General features: G+C 45.5%; 29 protein-coding genes. 27 read left to right on the top strand and 2 right to left on the bottom strand.

What is annotated here, in order from left to right; translation table 11 throughout:
• The first annotated feature begins 163 nt into the window (after positions 1-163).
• From NUV48_08405 to NUV48_08385, 5 genes are all read left to right on the top strand, one after another.
• Positions 164-454: a VRR-NUC domain-containing protein gene (locus NUV48_08405; GenBank protein MCR4442162.1), complete on the top strand. Its 291-nt coding sequence runs from the start codon at positions 164-166 to the stop codon at positions 452-454.
• Entirely contained in the window at positions 451-1,833 is a 1,383-nt protein-coding gene (locus NUV48_08400; GenBank protein MCR4442161.1) for a DEAD/DEAH box helicase, read from the top strand. Before NUV48_08405 ends, NUV48_08400 begins: the two co-directional genes overlap by 4 nt.
• Entirely contained in the window at positions 1,833-2,108 is a 276-nt protein-coding gene (locus NUV48_08395) for a DUF5664 domain-containing protein (protein MCR4442160.1), read from the top strand. The genes NUV48_08400 and NUV48_08395 overlap by 1 nt, the downstream gene beginning before the upstream one ends.
• Positions 2,109-2,478: 370 nt before the next feature.
• The gene (locus tag NUV48_08390; protein ID MCR4442159.1) at positions 2,479-2,973 is read left to right on the top strand and encodes a hypothetical protein; all 495 of its coding nucleotides are present in this window, start codon (positions 2,479-2,481) and stop codon (positions 2,971-2,973) included.
• Positions 2,974-3,198: 225 nt separating this feature from the next.
• Positions 3,199-3,585, top strand: coding sequence for a hypothetical protein (locus tag NUV48_08385; GenBank protein ID MCR4442158.1), 387 nt, complete (start codon positions 3,199-3,201; stop codon positions 3,583-3,585).
• Between the two features lie 167 nt (positions 3,586-3,752).
• On the opposite strand, the gene NUV48_08380 is transcribed toward NUV48_08385, so the two are convergent.
• Both NUV48_08380 and NUV48_08375 read right to left on the bottom strand, forming a co-directional pair.
• On the bottom strand, positions 3,753-4,130 hold the full coding sequence (locus NUV48_08380; protein ID MCR4442157.1) for a type II toxin-antitoxin system HicB family antitoxin: 378 nt from the start codon (positions 4,128-4,130) through the stop codon (positions 3,753-3,755).
• A gap of 58 nt (positions 4,131-4,188) precedes the next feature.
• Positions 4,189-4,365: a type II toxin-antitoxin system HicA family toxin gene (locus NUV48_08375; protein ID MCR4442156.1), complete on the bottom strand. Its 177-nt coding sequence runs from the start codon at positions 4,363-4,365 to the stop codon at positions 4,189-4,191.
• Positions 4,366-4,554: 189 nt separating this feature from the next.
• Here NUV48_08375 and NUV48_08370 point away from each other — a divergent pair, with 189 nt between their 5' ends.
• The 22 genes from NUV48_08370 to NUV48_08265 all read left to right on the top strand — a co-directional run.
• The gene (locus tag NUV48_08370; GenBank protein ID MCR4442155.1) at positions 4,555-5,097 is read left to right on the top strand and encodes a terminase small subunit; all 543 of its coding nucleotides are present in this window, start codon (positions 4,555-4,557) and stop codon (positions 5,095-5,097) included.
• Positions 5,036-6,907: a phage terminase large subunit family protein gene (locus NUV48_08365; protein MCR4442154.1), complete on the top strand. Its 1,872-nt coding sequence runs from the start codon at positions 5,036-5,038 to the stop codon at positions 6,905-6,907. Before NUV48_08370 ends, NUV48_08365 begins: the two co-directional genes overlap by 62 nt.
• Positions 6,904-7,104, top strand: coding sequence for a peptidylprolyl isomerase (locus NUV48_08360; GenBank protein MCR4442153.1), 201 nt, complete (start codon positions 6,904-6,906; stop codon positions 7,102-7,104). The genes NUV48_08365 and NUV48_08360 overlap by 4 nt, the downstream gene beginning before the upstream one ends.
• A 5-nt stretch (positions 7,105-7,109) precedes the next feature.
• Positions 7,110-8,615 (top strand): phage portal protein, encoded by a 1,506-nt coding sequence (locus tag NUV48_08355; protein MCR4442152.1) that lies wholly within the window; start codon positions 7,110-7,112, stop codon positions 8,613-8,615.
• Positions 8,572-10,512, top strand: coding sequence for a Mu-like prophage major head subunit gpT family protein (locus tag NUV48_08350; protein ID MCR4442151.1), 1,941 nt, complete (start codon positions 8,572-8,574; stop codon positions 10,510-10,512). Before NUV48_08355 ends, NUV48_08350 begins: the two co-directional genes overlap by 44 nt.
• A 41-nt stretch (positions 10,513-10,553) precedes the next feature.
• Complete coding sequence (locus NUV48_08345; protein ID MCR4442150.1) at positions 10,554-10,874, top strand: DUF2190 family protein; 321 nt, start codon at positions 10,554-10,556, stop codon at positions 10,872-10,874.
• Positions 10,875-10,882: 8 nt separating this feature from the next.
• Positions 10,883-11,125: a hypothetical protein gene (locus tag NUV48_08340; GenBank protein ID MCR4442149.1), complete on the top strand. Its 243-nt coding sequence runs from the start codon at positions 10,883-10,885 to the stop codon at positions 11,123-11,125.
• A 3-nt stretch (positions 11,126-11,128) separates the two neighbouring features.
• On the top strand, positions 11,129-11,443 hold the full coding sequence (locus NUV48_08335; GenBank protein MCR4442148.1) for a hypothetical protein: 315 nt from the start codon (positions 11,129-11,131) through the stop codon (positions 11,441-11,443).
• Between the two features lies 1 nt (position 11,444).
• Positions 11,445-12,071: a phage tail protein gene (locus tag NUV48_08330; protein ID MCR4442147.1), complete on the top strand. Its 627-nt coding sequence runs from the start codon at positions 11,445-11,447 to the stop codon at positions 12,069-12,071.
• Positions 12,072-12,075: 4 nt separating this feature from the next.
• The gene (locus NUV48_08325; GenBank protein MCR4442146.1) at positions 12,076-12,597 is read left to right on the top strand and encodes a hypothetical protein; all 522 of its coding nucleotides are present in this window, start codon (positions 12,076-12,078) and stop codon (positions 12,595-12,597) included.
• Positions 12,598-12,612: 15 nt separating this feature from the next.
• Positions 12,613-14,076, top strand: coding sequence for a phage tail sheath protein (locus NUV48_08320; protein ID MCR4442145.1), 1,464 nt, complete (start codon positions 12,613-12,615; stop codon positions 14,074-14,076).
• Positions 14,073-14,579: a phage major tail tube protein gene (locus tag NUV48_08315; protein ID MCR4442144.1), complete on the top strand. Its 507-nt coding sequence runs from the start codon at positions 14,073-14,075 to the stop codon at positions 14,577-14,579. Before NUV48_08320 ends, NUV48_08315 begins: the two co-directional genes overlap by 4 nt.
• 40 nt (positions 14,580-14,619) lie before the next feature.
• Positions 14,620-14,976, top strand: a complete 357-nt coding sequence (locus NUV48_08310) for a hypothetical protein (GenBank protein ID MCR4442143.1) — start codon at positions 14,620-14,622, stop codon at positions 14,974-14,976.
• Between the two features lie 126 nt (positions 14,977-15,102).
• Positions 15,103-16,536 (top strand): hypothetical protein, encoded by a 1,434-nt coding sequence (locus NUV48_08305; protein MCR4442142.1) that lies wholly within the window; start codon positions 15,103-15,105, stop codon positions 16,534-16,536.
• Positions 16,526-16,738: a tail protein X gene (locus tag NUV48_08300; GenBank protein ID MCR4442141.1), complete on the top strand. Its 213-nt coding sequence runs from the start codon at positions 16,526-16,528 to the stop codon at positions 16,736-16,738. The genes NUV48_08305 and NUV48_08300 overlap by 11 nt, the downstream gene beginning before the upstream one ends.
• 5 nt (positions 16,739-16,743) lie before the next feature.
• Entirely contained in the window at positions 16,744-17,655 is a 912-nt protein-coding gene (locus tag NUV48_08295) for a hypothetical protein (protein ID MCR4442140.1), read from the top strand.
• Positions 17,655-17,849, top strand: a complete 195-nt coding sequence (locus NUV48_08290) for a hypothetical protein (GenBank protein MCR4442139.1) — start codon at positions 17,655-17,657, stop codon at positions 17,847-17,849. Before NUV48_08295 ends, NUV48_08290 begins: the two co-directional genes overlap by 1 nt.
• Positions 17,850-17,854: 5 nt before the next feature.
• Entirely contained in the window at positions 17,855-18,394 is a 540-nt protein-coding gene (locus tag NUV48_08285; protein MCR4442138.1) for a phage tail protein, read from the top strand.
• 5 nt (positions 18,395-18,399) lie between these two features.
• Complete coding sequence (locus tag NUV48_08280; GenBank protein MCR4442137.1) at positions 18,400-18,699, top strand: hypothetical protein; 300 nt, start codon at positions 18,400-18,402, stop codon at positions 18,697-18,699.
• A complete protein-coding gene (locus NUV48_08275) occupies positions 18,696-19,904 on the top strand; it encodes a baseplate J/gp47 family protein (GenBank protein ID MCR4442136.1) in 1,209 nt (402 codons plus the stop codon). The genes NUV48_08280 and NUV48_08275 overlap by 4 nt, the downstream gene beginning before the upstream one ends.
• A 10-nt stretch (positions 19,905-19,914) precedes the next feature.
• Complete coding sequence (locus NUV48_08270) at positions 19,915-20,475, top strand: phage tail protein (protein MCR4442135.1); 561 nt, start codon at positions 19,915-19,917, stop codon at positions 20,473-20,475.
• Between the two features lie 3 nt (positions 20,476-20,478).
• On the top strand, positions 20,479-21,147 hold a 669-nt coding region (locus NUV48_08265; protein MCR4442134.1), incomplete at its 3' end, for a phage tail protein.

Genomic DNA, 21,147 nt, shown 5'->3' with positions numbered 1-21,147 from the left:
ATATACAAAGACGACCAATTCACAGAATGCCATTACTGTGAAAAGATATGTGATCGTGCGATAAGGTGCGCATACTGCGGAACTGTTAAAGGGGTTTTTTATAAAAGCAGGGGTTTTGACTTGTTTTTATGCATGAAATGTCATTACCGTGAGGAGAAAAGAGATGTCTGAAAAACAAATTGAGCAGTATCTCCGGGAACAAGTTAAAGCAATGGGTGGCAAGGCGTATAAATTCATCTCCCCCGGCAATGCAGGGGTGCCTGACAGGCTAGTGTTGTTTCCGGGTGGACGGGCAGTATTCGTTGAGCTAAAAGCATCAGGTAAAAAACCTACGATGCTGCAGCAGGCGCAGGCACAGAAAATCTGGGCGCTTGGTTTCCCGGTTCTGGTGATTGACAGCAAGCAAGGCGTGGATGAATTTATCAGACAATACGGAGGAAAAGTGGTGCAATGAAGTTTATTCCCCATGCGTATCAACGATACTGCATCAACAGATTGCTGACCGATGAGGCTTTAGGTCTATTCTTAGATATGGGTTTAGGCAAAACAGTAATTACTCTAACGGCAATCAATGACTTGAAATATAACCGGTTTGTTGTGAGCAAAGTCCTGGTAATAGCCCCGAAAAAAGTGGCTGAGGCCACCTGGAGCCGCGAAAGCAAGAAATGGGATCACTTGCATTTGTTAAGAGTTGTTGCCGTCCTTGGTCCGCAAACAAAACGCATCAAAGCCCTAAATACGCCGGCAGACATTTACGTGATTAATAGGGAGAATATTCCGTGGTTGGTAGAATATTACCGCAACGCCTGGCCGTTTGACATGGTAGTGGTCGATGAGTCCAGCAGCTTTAAAAATCACCAGGCTAAACGGTTTAAAGCCTTGACATGGGTCCGGAAGTTTATCAACCAGTTTGTGATACTAACCGGTACGCCGGCACCGAATGGATTAATTGACCTGTGGGCACAAGTGTACCTGCTGGATGAAGGGCAGAGACTAGGGAAAAAAATAACCCACTACCGGGAACGGTATTTTGAACCGGACAAGAGAGACCGGGATCATGTTTTCAGTTACATGCCTAAGCCAGGGGCAGCTGAAGTAATACAGCAGAAAATCAGCGATATCTGCGTGAGTATGAAAGCGGAGGACTATCTGGAGCTGCCGGATTGTATCACGGTAGATGTGCCGGTAATGTTGGACCAAAAAGCCCAGGTCGCTTATGACAAGTTGGAAAGAGAAATGCTTTTGGAAGTGGACGAGTCCACCATAGATGCTGGCAGCGCGGCAGTCCTGACGAACAAACTCCTGCAGTTGTGCAATGGCGCGGTGTACGACGAGAACAGACAAATGGTGGAAATCCATAAGTGCAAGATTGAGGCCTTTATGGAGCTTATCGAGGGATTGAACGGGCAGCCGGCGCTGGTGTTCTATAATTTCCAGCATGACCTGGTCAGAATTAAAAAAGCCCTGGCTGGATCCGGGCTGAGAATACGAGAGCTAAAAGGGCCCCAGGATGAGGATGATTGGAATAACAGGAAGATTGACATTCTGCTGGCGCATCCGGCCAGCAGCGCCTACGGCCTGAATCTTCAGAAGGGTGGTAATCATGTTATCTGGTTCGGGCTGAACTGGTCCTTGGAATTGTACCAGCAGGCGAATAAACGCCTTCACCGGCAAGGCCAGGTCGAAAAGGTTATTATTCATCACCTGGTTGTGTCCGGAGGTGTGGATGAAGATGTTATAGCGGCCCTGGCTGACAAGGGCAGTACGCAGGACAAGTTGATGAACGCTTTGCGGGTGAGAATTGAAAAACACAAAGAGGGAGGGGTTAGATAATGAAAACGGCCAAAGCTGATGAAGGCAAACTGCGGCTGACTTTGGTACCACGACAGATAATCCGGGACATTGCCGCTATCCGGGAATACGGTACCGCCAAATACGGCGACCCGGAAAACTGGCGTAAGGTAGAAAAAGAAAGATACCGAGATGCGGCTTTCAGGCACTTCCTGGCTTACTTGGACGACCCGGAGGGAAAAGACGAAGAAAGTGGGTTGCCGCATTTATGGCACCTGGCGTGTAATATATCCTTCTTATGTGAGATGGAGAAGTGAACATTATGTTAAAAATGCGTAATACGGGGGTGAGAGATTGAAAATCGCTAGGGTTTTCCCAAGAATAACAAACGCCACGCGGCGTGATGAATACGCTTTCTACGATGCGCCCGGTATGTTCCTGCCTCCCATAGATGAAGTACATATATCAGTCGCTTTTACCTATGACCTGCCGAAAGCAGAAAGATTGGCGGAACAATGGCGGCATGTTGCCCCGGTAAAGATTGGTGGGCCTGCCTTAGATGAGCCGGGCGGAAAGTTTATCCCCGGCATGTATCTCAAAAAAGGTTATGTGATAACTTCCAGGGGTTGCCCAAATCGGTGTTGGTTTTGTCGGGTTCCCATCCGGGAAGGAGGGACGATCCGGGAGTTGGAGATTGAGGAAGGCAATAATATCCTGGATGATAACCTTCTTGCCTGTTCAGAAAAGCATATCAGAGACGTGTTCGCAATGTTGAAACGGCAGAAGTATGGCAGGCCGATGTTTACTGGAGGGCTGGAGGCGGCAAGGCTTAAAGATTGGCACGTTGATTTACTGGTAGACATCAATCCGGAATCAATATTTTTTGCTTATGACACTCCTGACGATTATGAACCTCTAATAAGGGCAGGGAAGATGCTTATGGAAGCAGGGTTAAAAATAAGGCATCCGCTCAGAGCATACGTCCTTATTGGATACCCGAAAGATACATTTGAGAAAGCCGAGAAACGGCTAACTGACACAATAAAAGCTGGTTTTATGCCAATGGCTATGCTTTACCGGGATCAGACTGGGAAAGTCAATAAAGAATGGGCAAGGTTTCAACGGGAGTGGGCAAGGCCAGCCATAGTCGATCAGAAAAAGAAAAAGATAATTACTGCGTAATACAACGATTAAGCGTAACAGAGAGGAGGACAAGCATGCCGACAATCATGATTGCCATAGAATGTCCAGTGTGCCGGTATTACATGGACGCTGTAACAGATAAGATCGCTAAGTGCGAGCGTTGCGGGGCGGTGTTAGACCTGGAAGATGTCAGGAAATCCAGCTGGTGGGCAGACCGGAAAAAAGAGCGGGCCAGGATGACGGGGATAGAGGAGGGAATGACGGGTGACAAAAGAACAATTAAGACAATACCGGTATTTGAAAAAAGAAATCATCCTTTTAGAGGAGGAAATCGAGAAGTTGAGGGCAAGCCTCTTAGCGCCGCCAAAGCCCGACGGTCTGCCAAAAAGTAATTATGCGGTTGATCGCACTGCTAATACAATTGCAAAAATTGTTGATTTGGAGAAAAAGCTGCAGGAAGTAATCAATGATTACATAGCCGTCAGGACTCAGATTGAAAAAAGTATAGAATCGTTGCAGTCTGACGAAAGATTAATTATACGGTATCGGTATGTTGAGGGCATGAGTTGGGAAGAGATTGCAGTAGCCATGAATTATACTTATCGGCATGTTACCAGGATGCATGGATGGGCACTAAAAAAGATGTCCTAAAATGTCCTAGTTAAATGTATTATTATGGTATTGTGAAGATTAAGGCACTTGCAAGAGCAGGTGCCTTTTTTCATGGGTGGCCGCAAGGCGGGAAAGGTACACCTCATACAGCGCGGGGTGGGGGCGGCGAGGTGAAAATAGAAAAGCAGCCCGGTTGGGGCTGCTAGTCATTGAATGCCAAGACGTTCTTTTAATGCGTCTTGAAGTATTTTTGATAAACTTAATCCTGCCTCAGTAGCCTTGGCATCTAACCATCCAGGTATACTGACGGTGCGGCGTACTGCGCGGTTATCACGTATCTGGGCTTGAACAAGATTAACGAATTGATTATCGGCAGGAATTATATTTTTAATATCACTGGGCTCTGGTATTGGTTCTTTTTCATCAAGCAAATACTCTATCCACTGGGTTAGTGCCTTTTGGGCCATATCCATTGCATTGCTTAAAGATTTACCTTCACTGATACAACCTGGTAAGTCCGGAAATGTAATTGTATAGCTGCCGTCATCATTATGTTCAAAGATAGCTGGATAAATATAATCCATAGATTTTACCTCCTTCTAAACTCTACTTTTATATTTTTATTCCTCCGGTTTGCGGGGTCTATTGCAACCCCGCGTCCTTGAGGATTTTTCTTGCTGTGTTTTCGTTAATTTCATTGTGCCTTGGGACTTGTACTGGACGTCTGTTTGGAGCTGTGAATATTGTGTGGTCGTGGCCTTCTCTTGCTATTTTGTAACCGTTAGCTTTGAGTTTTCTTATCAAGTCCCGTCTTTTCATCGGTTTATGTACCTCCTTTCTGATTTAATTATATTACGTAATTTACGTAATGTCAATAGAAATTATGTAAATTACGTAATTTCATGGGTCCTTCTTGAGGGGTGGGGGAGATGCGGGTCTAGCGAGGCCCGGAAATCATCTCAGTATAAATTAAAATTTTTGCTTGTTTTATTGTGAGGATGTGATTTTATGTCGCCCAAAAAGCAATTTGCAAAATATCTGAACGGGAAACTCTGTTTAACCACGGCCGCCCTTACAGAAGTACTGGGAATAACACAACAGGCATTTTCGCTTTGGGAGTCCCAGGGATGCCCTAAAGAGGCCAGGGGCTGGTGGTGCGTTCGTGACGTTCTGATATGGAAAGGGGTACTCACTCCCGGGGGAGTTAAGACCGAAGCTGAAGCAAAAGAAAAATCTCTAAATCAAATAATCATGGAGCATGAAGCTAGACTCAAAGAACAAAAGGCAAACGAGGCCGAGTTTAAGAACGCCATTATTCAGGGTGAATACGTACGCAAAGAAGAAATCACTGCTGTACTTCAGCAATTTTTTGTTGTTTTAAAAAGATCGATGCTGGGTTATAGCCGGCGGATTGCCACTGAGTTATCCCCTTTCGTCGATTCATTAACGGCTAGGAGGATTGAGAAAATGATAACGGAGCTGACAATAGATGCTCTCGAACAAATCAGTATTGATGGAGTCTACACACCAAAAAAGAAAGCCAAGGCATGAGTGGCCAGAGTGGCTGTTTAAAGCTTTAAAAATATTTAAGCCGCCAGAGCGTTTAACCGTATCTGAGTGGGCTAATAAATACCGGGTTCTTGATGCCAAAACTTCGGCTGAACCTGGTCCGTGGAGAACGGATCGCACTCCATATCTCCAAGGGATCATGGACGCCTTTACAGATCCGGACATCGAAGAGATTATCTTTGTCAAGCCTACCCAGGTTGGTGGAACAGAATGCTTAAACAACATAGTTGGCTATATCATCGCCCAGGATCCTAGCCCCTCTCTGATAGTGTACCCAACGCTAGAGCTAGCAGAGTTTACTAGCAAGAACAGAGTGCAGCCGATGATTAATTTATCTCCTGTTCTGCGTGAGAGATATCAGGAACGAGAAAGCAAGATACTAGAGCTTCAGTTTGATGGAATGTATGTGGTTTTGTCAGGTGCTAATTCTCCTGCTTCTCTTGCCTCAAGGCCGATAAGATATCTGCTTATGGACGAAGTAGACAAGTACCCTCCGAGTGCAGGTAAAGAGGCAGATCCCCGGAGTCTGGCCAAAGAGCGGACTAAGACCTTTGCACATAACAAGAAGGTATTTCAGACTTCAACTCCAACTAGAAAGTCAGGACCAATCTGGCAGGAATGGGAAGCGGCTGACGATCAAAGAAAGTTTTATGTTCCTTGTCCTCATTGTGGCCAATACCAGACCTTTAGATTCAAGCAGATAAAATGGCCCAAAACAGCTAAGACTCCGGAGGAAGTCCAAGCAACAGCATATTATGAATGCGAAACGTGCCACGGAATTATCACTGATGGCCATAAGCCGGGAATGCTCCGAGCAGGCCGATGGGAGTCAGAAATAAAAAGAGGATCTAGGAAAACAGCTTTTTATCTTAATGCGATATATTCACCCTGGGTTAGATTTGGAGATGTAGCCTATGAATTTATTAGGTCAAAAGACTTTCCGGAGTTGCTTATGAACTTCGTTAATTCATGGCTGGCTGAGCCATGGGAAAATACTGAGGTTAAGATGAATTCAGATATTGTTCTTGAGCGACAAAGTGAATACGAAGAAGGAGTGGTCCCTGACGGTACCTTGTTGATTACAGCAGGTGTGGACGTTCAGAAGGACCATTTTTACTACACAATTCGCGCTTGGGGCACTTCAATGACCTCCTGGAATATTGCTCACGGCGTAGCTGATACCTGGGATGAGATCGAGTACATTATGAATCTGTCATGGAAGAACCGTAGTGGTCAGGAGTTTTTAGTTAATCTGGCTGCCATAGACTCCGGAGACAGGACTGATGAGGTTTATGACTTCATTGTGACTAATCAGGAATGGGCTGTACCGGTTAAAGGGAGTTCAATCCCGTTACTCAGCAGGTACAAGATCAGCACTATAGATAAAACCGATAGTAAAGCCTATGGAATGAGGCTGTATCTGGTTGATGGCAACCAGTACAAAGACATGATTGCTGGCAGGTTGAACCGGCCAAACGGACCTGGTTCATGGATGGTATACAAAGGTTGTGACCGGGAATACGCTGAGCAGATTTGCGCCGAGGAAAAGATTATCGAGAAAAGAGCTGGCCGAGAAGTTGAGACTTGGAAACCCAAGAGCAGCCATGCGGCTAACCACTATCTTGATGCAGAGGTTTATTGTGCTTTGGCTGCTGATTTATTGCATGTTCGGTATTTGCGACCAGAGGAGGCTTCTAGAGAGGGACCAAGACCGGAACCAAAACCTGTTCAAGATAACTTTATCAAGGCCGGGGAATCCTGGATTAAACAGAAAGGCGGGTGGATCAGATGACGGTACAAGAACAACTGGAGCAAATAAATGCAGCTATTAAGGCTATTGAAAATGGGGCCCAAGAATATCAAATAGGCAGCAAACGATTGAGACGCCCGGACCTTTACATCCTATACCAAGAACGGCGTCTGCTACAGCGGCAATTGTATGAAGAAAGCGGTAGCAGTATTTCTGTAGCAGTATTTGACCGGAGGTGATTTATTTGAATTGGCTTGACAAAACTATTGGTTTTTTTAGCCCCTCATGGGCCTATAGGCGTGTAGCATGGCGCCAGGCTCTAAGGGGCTTTTATGATGCAGGGAATACCGACCGGTTAAATGCTGGATGGGTGCCTGTAAATGGTACAGCTGAACAAACAGATCGCCAACAGAGAGATATTATCCGCGCCCGGGCCCGGGATCTTGAACGTAACAGCGATATAGCAGAAGCTATAGTCGGACCGCTTGAACGAAATGTGGTTGGAACGGGCATACGAGTACAGGCCAAGGTGTTGAAATCTGACGGCACTGAGGATGAAGAACTCAATCAGAAGATTGAGGACTTGTGGGATGAATGGTGCAGACCGCGTAATTGTGACATAACCGGGCAGCAATCATTTCAGGAAATGCAGGCTATGGCAATAAGGCGATTGCAGGTAGACGGTGGGATTATTTTTGTAAAGGTGTATACCAATACCGGTCCCGTGCCGTTTTGTTTGCAGGCCAGAGAGGTAGACGATCTTGATACATCAATAAATTTTTTACCCGGCTTAGGTCGCAATCGAGTAATCGGCGGCATTGAAATGGATGAGTACAATAAACCCGTAGCGTATTGGCTTAAGAAATATACGCCGGACGGATTCTGGACAGGAAAGTCTGAAAGGATAGAAGCGCAGCGAGTAATTTTTCTGTGGAAGAAAACAAGGCCGACACAGATCCGGGAAATGCCTCCTTTGGCCAAAACCTTGCCCCGGGTCCGGGATGTAAATGAATTTGTTGAAGCAGTTGCGGTAAAAGAAAGGATCCTTGCATGCCTATCTGTATTTATTACAAAACAAATTCCTAGTGGAGCATTGGGTAGAGGAATAAGCAGAGGTAAAACAGATAATCAAAGTGGCTATCAGCAGCGGACTATATCGCCTGGGATGATCCAGGAGCTCCAGCCTGGTGAAAGCATAGCAGCGGTTACACCATCAGGACAGGCAACCAGCGCAAAGGATTTTATATCCATGCAGCAAAGGTTGGCTGGCAGTGGTCAGGGCCTTTCCTATGAAGCAGTATCCAGGGACATGTCGCAGGTGAATTATAGCAGTGCTCGTCAGGGAATGCTGGAGGACCAGCGCACATACATGATGTGGCAGCAATTTTTGATTGAACATTTCTGCAGGGAGGTATATACCGAATTTTTGATTTCTGCTGATCTTTCTGGACAGCTTAATATACCAGATTTTTGGCAGAATCGCAGGAAATACCTTAAACATGTATGGATTGCTCCGGGCTGGAGCTGGATAGATCCCCTTAAAGAAGTAACAGCAAACGCCAAGGCTATTGAAACTGGTCAGGATACGCTTTCAAGGATTTGCGCTGAGCGAGGCGAGGACTGGAGAGATGTCCTGAAACAAAGAGCGGCAGAAATAAAACTTGCCCAGGAACTGGGTATTAATTTATCAGGAGGTGGCAAAACAAATGCTGGAACACAAGAAACCCAAAACGGGAATTTGGGAACATAGAACATTTGAAGCTCAGATAAAAGCAATTAACGAAAACTCCAGAACAGTGGAGCTTTCTTTTTCTTCCGAATTGCCGTATGACAGATGGTTTGGTCCTGAAATATTGTCTCATGATGAAGAGGCGGTTGACCTTTCAAGATTGCTTGAAGTAGGCACAGTACTTTTTGCTCATGGCCGGGACCCGAATTTGGGGAAGATGCCAATAGCCAAAATTGAAAAGGCATGGGTAGATACCAAAGAGCGCAAAGGGAGAGCTCAAATAACTTTTGACGATGATGAGGACAGTGACAGAATATTCCAGAAAGTAAATAAAGGCATAATTAAAGGAGTATCTGTGGGATATTCCGTCAGCAATTGGGAAGAGGTTGCAGCCGGGAAAAAATCGGCAAATGGCAGATTCACCGGCCCAGCGTATATTGCAATCAAATGGGAACCAATTGAAATTAGCATTGAACCCACACCGGCAGACCCATCGGTAGGTGTGGGAAGAAATGCAGATGAAGTGGCAGCTCCGGTCGACGGCCGTGCTGATAAAACTATTCCAGAGAAGGAGGAAAAGGCTATGTATGAAAACGAGAAGAAAGAAATAAAAACTCCCGAGGCCGTCAATGAGTCGGCTGCAAGGGAAGAAGCTGTTAAGGCTGAGAGGCAGCGCGTCAGCGAAATAACAGCTATGTGCAGGGATTTCGATGTGGATCCTAAGGAATACATCGAAAAAGGTTCCACAGTTGATCAGGTTCGTGTTGCGTTGCTTGGAAAAGCAAAAGAAAAAATGAAGCCGATAACTGCAAGCGGCGGAGTGCAGGTTGAAAGAGATGAAGCAGATAAGTTTAGGGAGGCTGCGTCCGATGCCATCTTAATTCGGGCCGGTAGAACCATTGAAAAGCCTGTTGATGGGGCCCGGGATCTTCGGGGTATGACACTGCGTGATCTTGCAATTGAATGTTTGGTTCGGACTGGCCGGGCGAATGCCCATCGTTTGGACAATGATACGCTTTTCCGGGAGGCCTTGGCACCGGACAGTCAGTTTGCCAGCATTTTGTCTAACGCCGTAAATAAGACTATGGCCACTGCTTACCGGACCGCCCAGACCACTTATCAGAGATGGACCAGCAGGGGCAGCAACCCCGACTTCAAGGCGGTAACTCATTATCAGATTTCTGAAGCTGGCGATCTTGTGCAGATGACCCAGAGCGGGGAGTTCAAGTTCGATGAAATGCAGGACCTGGGTGTCAACAAAGCGATTGCTACCTTTGGCCGTGAATTCGGTATGACCCGCCAGGCCCTCATCAACGATGATATCGGCGTTCTGACTCGGGTACCGGAGGCCTATGTGCGGGCTGCCCGTCGGGGCATTAACCGGCTGGTGTACCGGATGCTCGGGACCAACCCGGTTATCTTTGACGGCCTTCAGCTGTTTGTTGCAGCGCATAACAACTTAGCCGCACAGGGCGCAAATATTACTGTTGCCTCTGTAGGCGCTGGACGTGCGGCTATGCGTACACAAAGGAATCTGCGCGGCAATGAAATCCTGAACATTGGTCCGAAGTTTCTGATTGTGCCTGCAGCCTGGGAAACTGAAGGGCAGCAGTTTTTGTCTGCGACATTGATCCCAACACAACAAAACGTCGTCAATCCGTTTGTCGGAACTCTTGAACTAGTGGCTGACGCTGAACTTGATGCACTTGTTGCTCCTGGCAATCCGTTCCCATGGTTCTTGGCTGCTGACCCAGCCGATGTCGATACCATTGAGGTTACTTATTTAAATGGTGACGACATGCCGAAACTGGAAAGTCAAGTCGGGTTTGATTTCCTGGGAATCAAGTGGCGTATTTACATTGACTACGGCGTAACCGTGCTTGACTATCGTGGACTGTATATGAACGCAGGAACCTAATTTTAGGCTCCTTTATTTTAAAATGCGAGGAGGAATAAAATATGCCTTATATTCAAAAAGGTGATACAATCGATTACTTAAACGGTGGAGCTGCCCTTGCATATGGTGACGTGGTTAATTTAACCACCAGAATCGGGGTGGCCGGCGAAGCAATTGCAGCAGGCGCAACCGGATCAGTCCATGTAGCAGGCGTTTTTGAGTTACCGGCCATTAACAATACTGCTTTTGCGGTTGGCGATGCCCTTTATTGGGATCCTAATGCTCGGGTCATCACCAATGTGCAAGCAGGTAATGTACCAGCTGGCTGGGCAACCGAACCGAAAGCGCTTGCCGGGACTACTGCTCGGGTTAAGATTGGGTAGGTGATAGTATGATTAGGTTGCTTAAACCTTATAACCATCTCGGCGGACTGATTCCGGACGGAGCTATTGTTTCGCTGGGTGATATAGAGGCAATGTTGGTAAAAAACGGCGTAGCTGAATATTATTGTCTGGAAAAAGAGTTTGAGCAGGAGCCAGAACAGAACCCTGAGAAGGAAGCAGAACAGGAGCCTGAGCAGGAAACTGAAACTCCTTTACGCAACCCTCCACTAGGTCGTAAAGGAAGGAAATAAATCATGGGCATCAAAGATGATTTAAACAAAGATCTTGGCGTGTTCTTTAATACTGATGAATTAGCTGAACAACACATCATTGACGGCCGGCCGTTAAATATTATCATTGACAACGACCGCCTCATGCAGCGTAGTAGAAAGGAGTTTGACGTAATCAGTATTGGGGAGATCCTTTACTTCGTTAAAAAAGTAGACTACGGGGAGCGTCCCCGAGAGGGCGCTCCCCAAGTCTTTGACGGCCGGTTAATGTATGTTTTCAGCTGCCGGGAAGACGGCGGGATCTACGAGATAATCCTGCAGCAGAATAGGAGTGAGTGAGGTGGCAAAGTCGGAGATATACCTTGATACCAAACAAATTGACCGTTTGACAATTGAACTGAAAGGTTTTGAAAAAGAGGTTGGTACTGCTACTAAAAACGCCTTAAATAGAGCTATAGATCATATAATTGCCAAGACCGGTCAGTTGGTGTCAAAGGTTTACAGCATCAAATCCGGCGATGTCAAAAAATCCTTCGCAAACATCAAACGCCCTTCAAATTCCGACTTGTCTGCAAGTATCACTTCTAAAGGCCACCTGCTCTCCCTTGGGAGATTCCCGCATTCTCCTGCGGTACCTATCAAAAACATAAAAAGAAGTAAGCGACAAGTGAAAGTTCAGATCAAAAAAACTGGCGGGAAAAAACCTGTGAGAACGGACCCAAAAGCGTTTATAGCACCCACAGGTGCAAGGTCGGCCGATAAAATGCGACACAACGTTTTTAAGCGGGTAGGGAATAGCCGGCTGCCGATTCAGATTATACGAACACTATCTGTTCCGCAGATGATCACCAACGAAAAAATAGCAGAACAGATCCTCGAGGCGGGTAACAAGGTTTTAAGGGAACGCCTGGAACATGAGATCACCAGGGAGATATTTAATATCGGCAGAAAGGTCAAAGGCAGGTGATATCGTGACCACAGTTGAGATTTTAGATAAACTCAGAGATTGGCTGCAGGAGAATGTTTGCCAGAATATTAAACTTAAAGTGCCATCTGATGACAATATTATCAGTTTCGAATTAGTTAATCCTACTGCCTACAGTGCCTATATGCCGTTCAAAAAAGCTTTGCCGCTTGGAATAAAATCAGCCATTCCAGGTGTTGTTGTGACATTTGAAGAGGCTACAGATGATGGAGAAAATCTTTCTCTATCTATCAGACTGATACACTGCGTTTATAGCCCTGGTGTTCATGATGTTGAAAAATTTACTCCAGACAATGAAGGCTGGAGAGACCTGCTTAATTTTATGGACAAAACAAGGGCTGCGGTGCTAAAGAACAGAAGCATAACCGGTATTACGGTAGATTTGCCGTTAACGCAGGGATTTTATAATCCGGAAGAACAGACTCCGGATCTGGACCCGTACTATTTCGGATGGATTACTTTTGATGTGCGGGTTCCTGCTTATCCTAAGCATTCAGACCTATTATAAGAGAGGTGAAGAAGTATGCCTTACAAACACGGTGCCTATGGGGAGTTAGGCCAAACAACCGGGCAGCTGCCGCCTTCCGGTGTTGCAACTCTACCGGTATATTTTGGCCGGGCCCCGGTGCATCAAATTAGGGACTATACAGGGTTAGTCAACCAGCCGATCCTGGTCTCCAGTTTTGAAGATGCCGTGCGCAAGATAGGCTACTCCGACAACTGGGCAGATTATGAGCTTTGCGAGGCCATATATGCTCATTTCAAATCTGCTATTGGGCCGATTGGGCCAATTGTTTTGGTCAATGTTCTTGACCCGGCAACCATGAAAGGTGGAGAACCCACTACAGTTAATGTCTTAATTGTTAACTCTCAGGGTGTAATTAAAGATGAAAAAGTTATCCTGGACTCGATAACGATAACCGGAAAGGTTTTTGGAACCGATTACACTGCTTTCTATTCACCCGACGGCTCTAAGGTTATAATCAGGGATCTCACCGGCGGGTTGGGTGCCAGTGTATCTGTTACTTATGACAGAGTTACTCCGGAAAGCGTAACCACAACTGAAGTTATTGGCGGTATCACGGATGAGACCAGAACCGGGATCCAGGCAGTTGGCCTTGTGTATCAAAACCTTAACCAGATCCCCACTATTCTGGCTGCTCCCGGTTGGAGTGATAAAAAGGCGGTAAGGGATGCATTAGTGGCAGCCAGCCAAAAAATTAACGGTCACTGGTATGCCTTTGTATTTACAGACATTCCGGCTGATGCCGAAACCAACACCAGAGCCAAGGCTATCACCTGGAAAAACGCCAATGGATACAACGCCGAATGTGAGTCTCCTTGCTGGCCTTTGGCAGTAAACGGGGATAGAGTATTCCATCTGTCTACCCTTGCCGTTGTAACTGCCCAAAGAACCGACTACCTGCAGGACAATATTCCATCCGAAACCCCCAGTAACAAAAGAGTGGATATTACCGGTTTGGCTGTAAAAGGGGCTTCCGGCATTGTGCCTGTTTCTTATGATCAGGAGCAGGCTAATCAGCTTAATGCTGAAGGGATAAAAACAGCTATCTTCTGGGGCGGCCAATGGAAACTATGGGGCGGGCATACCGGTGCGTATAAGTATGGTGCAGATAACGATCCCAGGAGTATTTTTGATTCTTCGATGCGGATGCTGTATCATATCCTAAATACTTTTCAGAAAACCTACGGGCCGGAAGTTGACGCCACATGGAACAGGCAAAAGATTGATACCATTTTAAACAGCTTCCAGGAGTGGCTTGATATGCTGCGGGCTAGAGGAAGGGTATTGGGAGCAACTATCCACTTTGACCCGGCTGTTAATCCTACCAATGACATGATTGAAGGAAATTTCCGGTTCGATATCCCGATCACAACTGCTCCACAAGGCAAATCAATAACGGCCTGGGTAGCTTATACTACCGACGGGCTTTCAGTTTTACTGGAAGGTGGTGAGGCGGCATGATGCGTTCCGGCAATATTATTAACCATCGCGTATTAGTTAACGATATCGAAGTTGATGACGTGATAAATATTCAGCTGCCGAACATCGAACAGCAAACTGTTGAAATGAACGGTGCTGGTATCATGGGAACTATTGCCATGCCGACAACGGGACAGTTTGGTTCCCTTGAACTGTCTATATCTTATAAGTCTGTAAGCAGGTCTGTCCTTCGATTGCAAAAACCAGGTAACCAAAATATCGAGATCCGTTTTGTAAAAGACTATATGGATTCCAACGGGCAGATGCTGCCTCAGGGGTCTAAGGTATTTGCCACAGGTGTGATGAAATCATCCGAAGGTGGAACCATTGAAAACAACGGGTCCATCGAAGGCAGCGTGACATATGAGATTTGGCGGTATCGTGTGGTCGTGGATGGCGTTGAGATTCTGTTGATTGATAAATTGGCAAACATATTCCGGGTAGACGGTGTGGACTACATGAGAAGAGTAAACGCAGCTCTGTAATAGAGCTGCGTTTCTCTCTATAGGGAGGAATCATTCAGCTATGGCTAAGAAAGTGTTAGAACTAAAAAAGCCTATCATGATCAATGGAGAGGAAGTCTCTGCTATTGCTTATGACTTTGATGCCATGACTTTACAGGATATGGTTAATGCTGAAAAATACATGACAGAACAGGGCTGTGTCACCATAACAACTGAGGAGCTCAATATGACATGGCATAGCTATTTCTTTGCGTATTCGGCCGCCAAAGCAAATAAAGGAACTGATGTTTCGGACTATCTAAGGTTAACTGGCCGAGATGCACTTAAAGCTCGAGAGTTGGCAAAAAATTTTTTATTAGGATTGGACGCCGAGGATTCGCCGGCTGGCGAGGCAAGCAATTCAGAAAAGCAGCTTTAGATGCCTGTATATTTACTCGGACTCCAATCCATTTTTACATGAGGATGACTGTTCATGAGTTTATAGACTTATATCTGGACTTACTTGATATGGCCGATAAAATGCAGAAGGAGGCGATGAAGAGGTATGGCATCACAAAAGGAAATAAAAGCTTTAATTACCTTGGCTGGCAAGGTCGATCCATCCCTTCAAAGCGCTCTCCTTAAAGCTACTGGCCAGACTAATAAATTGAAAGACACAATGAAAAAAACCGGCAGCATTGCCGGTGGGGTTTTCAAAGGTGTATTAGGAGCCCAGGTTGTATCTAAAGTAGCCGGGGCTTTATTTAATGCCGGAAAGCAAGTTCTACAACTAGCCTCAGATCTCCAGGAAGTCCAAAACGTGGTAGATGTTACTTTCGGCAAGGATGCGGGTCAGATTAATAAATGGTCAAAGGAAGCCTTGAAGGCTTATGGTTTGTCTGAACTCGAAGCAAAAAGATATACTGGTACCCTGGGAGCTATGTTGAAATCGTCCGGACTTGCAGATGAGAGCGTCCTGAAACTATCTACCGACATGGTGGGCCTGGCCGGAGACATGGCTTCATTTTATAACCTGGATCCGGAAGAAGCTTTTGAAAAGATTAGATCCGGCATATCTGGCGAGACAGAGCCACTTAAGCAGCTTGGGATAAATATGAGCGTGGCAAACCTTGAAGCTTTTGCTCTTTCGAAAGGGATCACCATAGCATATAATTCCATGGACCAGGCGTCGCAAACTATGCTGCGCTATGCATACTTGATGGAAGTTACTAAGGATGCCCAGGGCGACTTCCAGCGGACTCAAGACAGTTTTGCTAACCAACAAAAGCTATTGAGAGAGAACTATAAACAATTATCATCGCAGATAATGCAGGGAGTTATTCCGGTTGTCGCTAAGGGTCTGTCTTTAGTCAACAATGTAATTTCACGGATAGATGGCTCACAAGCAGGGGAAAAAGTAAGCAATGCCTTAGCTATCATAATAGAGAAGGCAAAACCTGTTGTAAGTTTAGTTCAAACACTTATTCCATTGATACAAAAAGTAGCACCTATTATTGGTGATGTTGCTTATATTATCGGTACTGTACTGAGTAAAGCAATCGAAATTGTTGTTCCCATCATCGAAAAGCTGGTAGGGTTCCTGGGCCCCGTTTTGGATGGTATAGGAAAAGTTACTTCGAAGGTAAAAGGATTAATAAGTGGCGGAAATCAAAATACCCCTGCGTTAGAAGGATTTGCCCAGGGTGGCCTTGCAATAAAGCCTTCTATTTTCGGCGAAGCTGGCCCGGAAATGGCCATACCTATTAAACCTGGCGATCAGCGGAGTATCGGGTTGTTGTCCAAAACTGCTCAGATGTTAGGAGTAGGCGTGGGGCCTCAAATTAAGATAGATATGCCGATTACCATCCATGCACCAGGCGGAGATCCGGGAGTAATTAAGCAAGCAGCAGCCCAAGCCGGAGAAGAGATGGAAGAAAGAATCATAGCCATCATGGAAAGATATTTTGCCGGGAAGGAGAGGGTGTCTTATGGCTACTGATTATTTTGTTTATAAAACCATGGCCGGCGACACTTGGGACATCCTGGCTTTGGATGCTTATAATGATGAGATGAAGGCCTCCCTGCTTATCCAGGCTAATCCGCAATATGCCGACATTATCGTTTTCCCGGCCGGTATAGAACTGAAAATACCAATCGTCGATGATGCAGCACCTGATACTTTACCACCTTGGAAGAGGTGAAATCAATGCGGTTACTTTATGAAGGCACAGACATTACCAAAGATGTAGAAATAAATAAAGCAATTATTGTCGATGCTGCCGGTGGCCGGGCGGATAGTCTATTTATACGGTTTAACGATACGCAGGGCCTGTGGAGTAAGTGGAAGCCAGAGAAAAATCAGAGAATTGAACTAAGTAAGATGGGTTTTTCCTCGGGTGAAATGTACATTGACTCTTGGGAGATTATTTCTGGCTATTTTATACTGCAGGCCTTGTCTGTACCTCAACAGGCCAAGACAACTTATTCCCGGTCCTGGGAGGGTATATGTTTAATGGAACTTATCCAGGAAGTGGCTGGACGGTATGGACTAACCATTAAGACTTATGGAATTGAAAACCACTTATATAGGCGTGTAGAACAGATAAACCAAACTGATATTGAGTTTCTGTCAGAAAGGTGCAGACTGGAAGGTTATTCCCTTAAGGTTACTAATAAGAGCTTGGTAGTGTTTGATGAACGTGCCATGGAAAAGGAAGCGCCTGTCAAAACACTATATCGCTCGGACTTTGATGATGATTACTGCTTTTGGAATCATTCCACCAGGGTATTTTCTGCCTGTCAGATAAGTTACGGAACTATTAAGGCTGATACTCAGGATCCTGTATTTGGTCCGGTAAAAAAAATAAATGGTGAACTATATATTGATTCAATCGGGGAAGCAAAACGATTCTCTGCCGGTATCTTGAGAAACCTAAATAAAAGCTATGCCGGTGGCCGATGCAGGATTAAATTTGAACCGGGAATTGCAGCTGGGAATATGGTTGAAATAAAAGACATGGGTATGGCTGATGGCAAATACTTCTGCGAGGAAATCCTGCATGATCTTATGGCAGAGAAAACTACACTAAAACTTAGACGCCCACTGGAGGGGTACTAATGATATTACGAGGAATAGTTTCAGAGCTAAAAGAAGGAAAAGCCCGGGTTACTATTCCGGATAATGACAACTTGGTTACTATGCTGCTACCCATCAGCGAGCATATAAGCGAATTGCTGGCTGTGGGGGATGTCGTTGTTGTCGGCATGTGGAGTAAAACAGAAGGGGCTATATTGGCCAGATTGAGTGGGTGAGTTATATGATAGCTATATTCAGAAACAAGATATTCCAGGTAGATGTTTCTAAAATTTACACCTTCAATGATTTTAGTCATTCTGCCTTACTCCAGACTGATGCCCAGGAGGTTGACGGAAAAAAACCGTCAACTTACATCAAAGGGCAGGGGCTGGATACAATGTCCTTTTCCCTATCTCTTGAAGAAAGAAACGGGATAAATCCCCGGCAAGAATGGGAAAATTGGCAGCAGATTCTGGCTCAAGGCGTACCTGATATCTTTGTTTTGGGCGGTAAACCGATAGGAGAAAATAAATGGTTGCTTAAAACCATAACCCCTTCCAATGTCAGAATAGACAACTCCGGGCATATCCAAGGCCTTACCCTTGCTCTTGAGTTTGAGGAATACGTCAGGCCTGGTAAAAAGGAAGCTGGCGGTAGCAGCGGTTCAAAGTCGCCGGGGATTAAAAGCAAGGTTAATGTTCAGGATGAGATATCTGCTATACTGTTGTCCCCAGATGAAAAGGAAGCAAACAAAAGAACTAATACCAACATGAGGAGGTAGGGGGCATGGAATATATTATTGATTCGAATGCACCTTTAGCCTGGGATGCCAAGGGTAACAACAGAATATTGCAGAATGTTGCTAATCTAATCAAAACTTTTCAGTACGAAGTAGCCTATAATCGATTAATGGGTATCAATCCTGACATCTTAGACAAGCCTCTTGAAGAGGTTTTTGTATTATATACGGCAGAAGTATATAGGGTAGTGAGCACTTTTGAGCCAAGGGCTAAGGTTAAAAATGTAATGCTAGTAGGGATTGATCAGGAAGGGAATATAACAGCCAGGGTGGTGGTTGAAATATGAGTGATATCACTTTTATTAATGGAAATGCTGAAGAGATACTTAATAGTCTAATCAACGATTTTGAAAAAGCCCTGGGCGAGCCCTTTTACCCTGGGGATGAACGGAGAATATTCCTGCAGCAACTAGCTCAAGTGATAGTATCTCTGTATAACAGCCTGAACGACACCGGAAGGCAGAACCTTCTACGATATGCCCGAGGAAAAGTATTAGATGCCCTGGGAGAGCGTACCGATATCCCTCGTTTGCCAGCGCAAAAATCCACGGTTACTCTACGTTTCAATCTGTCCAGCGCCCAAGGAAGCCATATCACTATTCCTGCTGGCACCAGGGCTACACCCGACAACAATTTATACTTTGCCACCAAACAGGTCTTAGTCATTCCTGCCGGAGCTACAACCGGAGATGTGATAGCCGAAGCTACTGTGGCGGGGGCAGCTCATAATGGGTTTGTTCCAGGACAGATAAATCAGCTTGTTGATCAAATCCCTTTTGTGGCTGGTGTGGTAAACATTGATACATCATCCGGAGGAGCTGATATCGAAGCGGACGATGACGGCGTGAATGTTTGGTCCGGATACCGTGAGAGAATACGGGAAGCACCGAGTAAGTTTTCTACGGCCGGTCCCAGGGATGGATATATAGCCAGGGCCAAAAGCGCCGATGCAAATATTCAGGATGTGGCTGTTACCTTCCCCGAGACGATTAAAGAATTTAACCTAGCTGCATTCCAAGCAGCATACCCGGCAGTAGATCCTACTCCTTTTTATACCGAGATACCGGCTGGAAAAGTAAAAATATCGGTGTTAATGAAAGATGGAGAGTTGCCGTCCCAGGCTATCTTGGACAAAGTTTTAGCTGTTTGTAATGGTGAAAAGACTAGACCTATGACCGACAATGTCACAGTAGAAGCTCCAGCCCAAGTCTCTTATGATATCGCTTTCACCTACTACATTAGTAAAGATGATTCGACGCTTGAAACACAAATAAAAAATGCTATTGAAGGCACGGGTGGGGCGGTAGAACAGTATAAAGCCTGGCAGAATGGGAAGATGGGCCGGGCGATTAATCCTGACTATTTGCGTAATTTGGTATTGACAGCAAAAGCTTGTCGGATCGATATAACATCTCCAGTCTATACTACAGTGGATAAGGACAAGGTTGCCACTACCGGTACTGTGACTGTAATCTATGGTGGACTGCTATGAGGTGATGAAAATGGATTTAAAAGACATTGATCTTTTAAAACTGCAAACCTTGGCTATGCAGAATGATAAAACTACCCAGGCCTTATGTGCAGTTCTAACCCCACAATTACAGCAAGTAGCTAATGAGATTGATAAATGCGTGCTGCTGGCCAGGGTGGATAATCTGTCGGAAGAAATACTGGATGAACTTGCCTATGAGTTGCATATTGATTGGTATGATGCATCGGCATCTGTTGAGGTAAAACGGGCACTAATAAAGAACAGCGATAAGGTCCATATGTATTTAGGTACACCATACGCAGTCAACCAGGTGGTTCGGGATTATTTCGGAGATGGCTACATGGAGGCATGGTACGAATATGGCAGTACATATCCACATTTTAGAGTAATAACAAGTAATCTTGCGGTAATGGGTGAGGAAGCCGAGCGATTCGCCAATGCTGTGGAAAAAGTAAAACAAGGTGTAGCGCGGTTGGAAGCGGTAGTAATTTTAATGTCGGCAGAGTTTCCGTTTTATTCTGGCTTTGCTATTCAAATCGGCGATTATCTCATAATAGAACAGGTGGTGTAGAAGATGAGTTTTGGTGGTGGTTTATTTTTCACTAATCGGGGCAGGGCATTACAAGCTAAAGCCCAGACAGGGATACAGCTTAATTTTACCCGCATAGGAGTAGGTGATGGGGAGCTTGGCGGGCAAGCAATTGCAGACTTAACTGCCCTGGTTCATGAAGTAAAAAGCATCAATCTAAATAAATTTAAAACCTTACCAGGTGGCAAAGCCGTAGTTGGAGGGGTTTTATCTAATCAGGGGCTGGCGACCAGCTTTTATTGGCGGGAGCTTGGCCTTTTTGCTACGGATCCGGACTTGGGAGAAATTCTGTATTGTTATGGCAATGCCGGTGCTCTGGCTGAATATATCCCAGCTGGCGGCGGGGCTGAGATTCTGGAAAAACAGGTTGATATTGTTTCCCTTATAGGAAATGCAGCTAATGTTAGTGCTACTATTGAGCAGTCATTGGTATTCGAAACTCCTGAAGGAGCTCAGGCAAAAGCGGATGCCGCCCAGGCAGCTGCCCAACTCTATGCAGAAGGGCTTGTAGAGGACCTGGCTGGCCCAGGAAACACCAAAACGGTGAAGCAGATTGATGATATCGTTACTTCGCATTTGGCAGATGATATGCCACATAAGGCCGTAGATACAACAGTTACCCCAAACAAAACATATCGCTATGGTGTTGGCATC

The organism is Peptococcaceae bacterium (genome assembly GCA_024655825.1).
GTDB lineage: Bacteria > Bacillota > Peptococcia > DRI-13 > PHAD01 > JANLFJ01.
Note: the sequence above shows the minus strand (reverse complement) of the source record. Positions and strands in the feature narration are given on the sequence as shown.